Genomic DNA, 3,808 nt, shown 5'->3' on the forward strand with positions numbered 1-3,808 from the left:
GCATCGGAACTCCTAGAACTGTAATTACTGTAATCGAGAATCAGTGTATCTGTTCCTGCTCCCCCGTCAATAGTGCCGTTTCCACCTGAAGCAGACGGATTTAATTTAATGATATCATCACCACTACCTGTAGTAATCTTTTCTACAGTTTCAAAGTTGCTGACTTTGGTATTTTTATAGGCTACTTGATCGCTGGTTTGGGTTAGATCAATAGATATCGCACTTGTGGCATTAGCTAAGTTAAGAGTTAAGCGATCAGTTCCCCCACCACCATCAAGAGTATCTCCTTCCCTTCCTGTTATGGTATCGCTAAACTGTGATCCTGTAATGTTCAATCGTTCGATATTGCTGTAGCTTGCTAGAAGATAAGAACCGAATTTAGCTTTTACTGTATTCCCATCTGTATAAATGCCGTAATCAGGACCATGAATGTAATACTCAGTGTACTTGTCATAATTACTGTAATTGAGAATAAGTGTATCTGTTCCCGTTCCTCCGTCAACAGTGCCATTTCCCGATGAACCAGCTACATTCAACTTGATCGTATCATCACCACTACCCGTAGTAATCTTTTCTATAGTTTCAAAGTTGCTAACCTTGGTATTTTTATAAGCTACTTGATCGTTAGTTTGAGTGAGGTCGATAGATACTGTACTTGTAGCATTAGCTAAGTTAAGAATTAACCGATCATAGTCATGAATTAACCGTTCATATTCAGATACACCAGCACCATCAAGAGTGTCTCCCTCGCTTCCTTGGAGGGTATCGCTAAGCCTCGTTCCCGTAATATTGAATCGTTCAATGTTGCTGTAACTAATGATAATTTTATTATAATCAGATTGATATTTAACTGTATTTCCATCTGTATTGTAGATACCATTCCAATTCGATCCATCGGGATTATAATTACTGTAATCAAGAATTAGCGTGTCTGTTCCCACTCCTCCATCTAGACTATCCCCTGCACCCGCAGAATTAGGAATGAGCGTATCATCCCCATCTCCACCCAAAAGGGTATCTCTACCATCTCCTCCTTGCAGTCTATCATTACCTGCTCCAGCGCTTAAATAATCATTTCCTTGATCACCAAAAAGGAAATCATTACCCACACCACCATCAATGGAATCATTACCAACAGTACCAGCAATAAACTCACTCCCATCATCCCCAGGTAAAGCATCAAGGGTTAGCTGTTTTGCTCTTGTTTGTACCCTACGCCAATCATCTAGTAAATATTTTCGTGCATCTGCATTATCAACATTTAAAATAGCTTGACCGTAGAGAATAGGATCAGCCTTATGAACACTATACTCCTTAGCAACACCCAAATCAGTAAATAAACCTTTGATATCAGAGTTGTATGAAGGTAGAGCGATTAAACGCTTCATATAGGGATCACCCCCTTGAATATTCAGCGTTTTCAACTGTTTAATAATGCCATTATATAAAGCTGTTTGTGCATTGGAGAAAGAATTTTTACCACTACCCCCAATATTAAAAACAAACTCTTTTTCATAATGTCCATACTCCGTTGCCGTAATGGTTAAAGGAGTTCCCCCAATCATTCCAGCAATCAACTGAAGCGTATCTGATGCAGATTGAGCCATCTGTTGAGCAACTTCTGGTTTTCCACCCTCTGCTTCAAAGCTAAATTGACTGACAAACTTACCCGTTGCAGCATTGTAATATACAGAATAATAAGCACGAGGATCTTTATTAGCGATCAGATTCCACGCCCATCCACCAACAACAGAGCCTAAAAAGTTTCCAATTCCGGGAACAATAAAACCACCGATTACTCCACCAATCGAAGCACCAAAATTATTTAAGTCAGCCCCCGTCCATACCTTATCGACATAATTAAAAAGTTGAGTGCTTGCGAAAGATTGCAATGCGCCAAACCCCGTATTAACAACCTCTCCAATAATTGATGCTTTTGTAAGGCTGAGGTTTATATTAGGATCTACTCCTAAATAATTAACAGCAAACGATTTGCCAAAAGCAGCCTCAGTTAACCCAGAAAAAATATGATTAGTTAGTGAAGCAGTAACTTGATCAATCGCAATTTGAGCAAGGGGATCTTCTATATCAAATTTCTCTGAAAAAGCTTGACTAATTGCAGAACTACCAAAACCCAACAATGTATTAGTAAAGTTCCCATAAAGTCTTGTATATAAAGCTCGTGCTGGTATTGAGCTTCCCACACTTGCCAGTTGATAAGCTAAATTATCTCCTAACCACCCGCCAAGGGTTTTTGTTGCAGTTGCGGCAATTAATTGACTCCCGAAGTCTTCATTTCCATAGTGCATTGCTAACTTAGTAGCGAGAGTTGAACTAACATTTCCTAACCTAGTAACAGTTTGCCTTAGTTCCATTTCTCTAGTTGGCAACTGGCGCGTACCCATGACATTGAAGATTTCCTCTTCTGATGGAATATATCCAGCAACCAAAGTTTCTGCAAACATAACCAACGCAGAAGCGGCTTTGTCTGCTATTCCCCAAAGAGAAGTGTTTAGATTGGTAACGCCTGCATCTTGAAGATAGTCTGTTAAATCATGTTCTATTGTTCCTAATAGCAGTGCGGGATTGTTTTCTGCATAAGTAATGAGGAGACTTGAAGTACCAGTAAAACCCAAACCATTAAGCTTTGTAGAAACTTGGCCTTTGGGATTGCCAGTAAGCATATAAAATGCGTCCACCGCCATCAGATGGCCAGGTTTTTTATCATAATCGGGGTATTTCGTGGGAACGGTCGAGTCGTCAGCCGAAAATTTATCTAATGTACTTTTGGAAATTTGAATAAGTTGCTGGTTTGTCACCTTTGGATTGGCTAAGAACTTGTCAACAACTAACTTCGTAGCGGAATATCCATCAATAACATTGCCGCGATCGCTTGAAAATCGAGATGTAATTGCATTGATGGCATTACTTATATCAGATGAGTTTCCTCTGAAACTCCACTGCGCTGGATTTAAATCAATATTTGGGTTGCTCATGGCTTTGAGTAATATGTTTTTCAATTGTAGAAAATGATCTAAAATCAAATTATTGGCAAAGCTTTTAGCTTTAACCATAATTTAGTAATGTAGGGTGGACATTGCCCACAAATTGCTTTGCTATTAATTATTCAGCCAAGTCAGCCGGTTTTAAACAACCGTTTAACTAGCCGGTGTGGGTTAGGGTTGAAGACTGTCAAAACATCAATTAATGGTTTCTACTATCTTAAGAGCGTTTTTTTCTACCGTCAATTAGGACATAAGATATACTTATTGTTTTCTCAATCAGGTTTATTCATGAATCAGAGAAAGTCAAATTAAATTCGGTGCGGTTAAACCTTGATTTCTCACACTATCCACCTGATTAGCTTGACTCAAGCCATCAGATTGGGCAAAATCGAACAAAACATCGTAAACAGAAGGAAGAATCGGCAAAAGAGAAGAAGTCATGATATTAACTGTAAAGGTTTATTGCTAACAGTTTTAGCCTAACAGTCCCGAATTTGTCAAGACTTCCATAACAGAAATTAACATTATACAGAAAACGGGTTTCTCAAAGACAAGAAACCCGTTTTCTAGATATTGGATAAGATTATTGGATTTTTGCCAAAGACTGCTTAAATTCTGCGAGAGAATTAGCGGTAGCTGCTAATTTTAGTAGCTCTTCTAAGATAGTAGGGTTAGTCATTTTGCCGATTATCTCTTCAATTTCTGAAGAAATCTGTCCAAACCGCACAGTTAAAACTGTTTTTATGTCATCGCGGCTTTTTTCTAACGCGCCAATTTCCTTGCCAATTTCCTTACCGATTTCC

1 protein-coding gene and 2 pseudogenes are annotated in these 3,808 nt (G+C 38.7%); all 3 read right to left on the reverse strand.

Annotated elements, in window-relative coordinates; translation table 11 throughout:
* Positions 1-3,074, reverse strand: a pseudogene (locus tag IM515_RS01750) (hypothetical protein); the annotation flags it as partial.
* A 234-nt stretch (positions 3,075-3,308) separates the two neighbouring features.
* The gene (locus tag IM515_RS01755) at positions 3,309-3,446 is read right to left on the reverse strand and encodes a hypothetical protein (RefSeq protein WP_287629763.1); all 138 of its coding nucleotides are present in this window, start codon (positions 3,444-3,446) and stop codon (positions 3,309-3,311) included.
* Between the two features lie 142 nt (positions 3,447-3,588).
* Positions 3,589-3,808: pseudogene (locus tag IM515_RS01760) on the reverse strand (hypothetical protein); the annotation flags it as partial.

The sequence above is a fragment of the Microcystis sp. M44BS1 genome, from assembly GCF_020244875.1.
Taxonomy (GTDB): Bacteria; Cyanobacteriota; Cyanobacteriia; order Cyanobacteriales; family Microcystaceae; genus Microcystis; species Microcystis panniformis.

Coding starts and splice junctions, on each gene's coding strand:
- IM515_RS01755 (WP_287629763.1), bottom strand. CDS start 3,446: ATGACTTCTTCTCTTTTGCCGATTCTTCCTTCTGTTTACGATGTTTTG.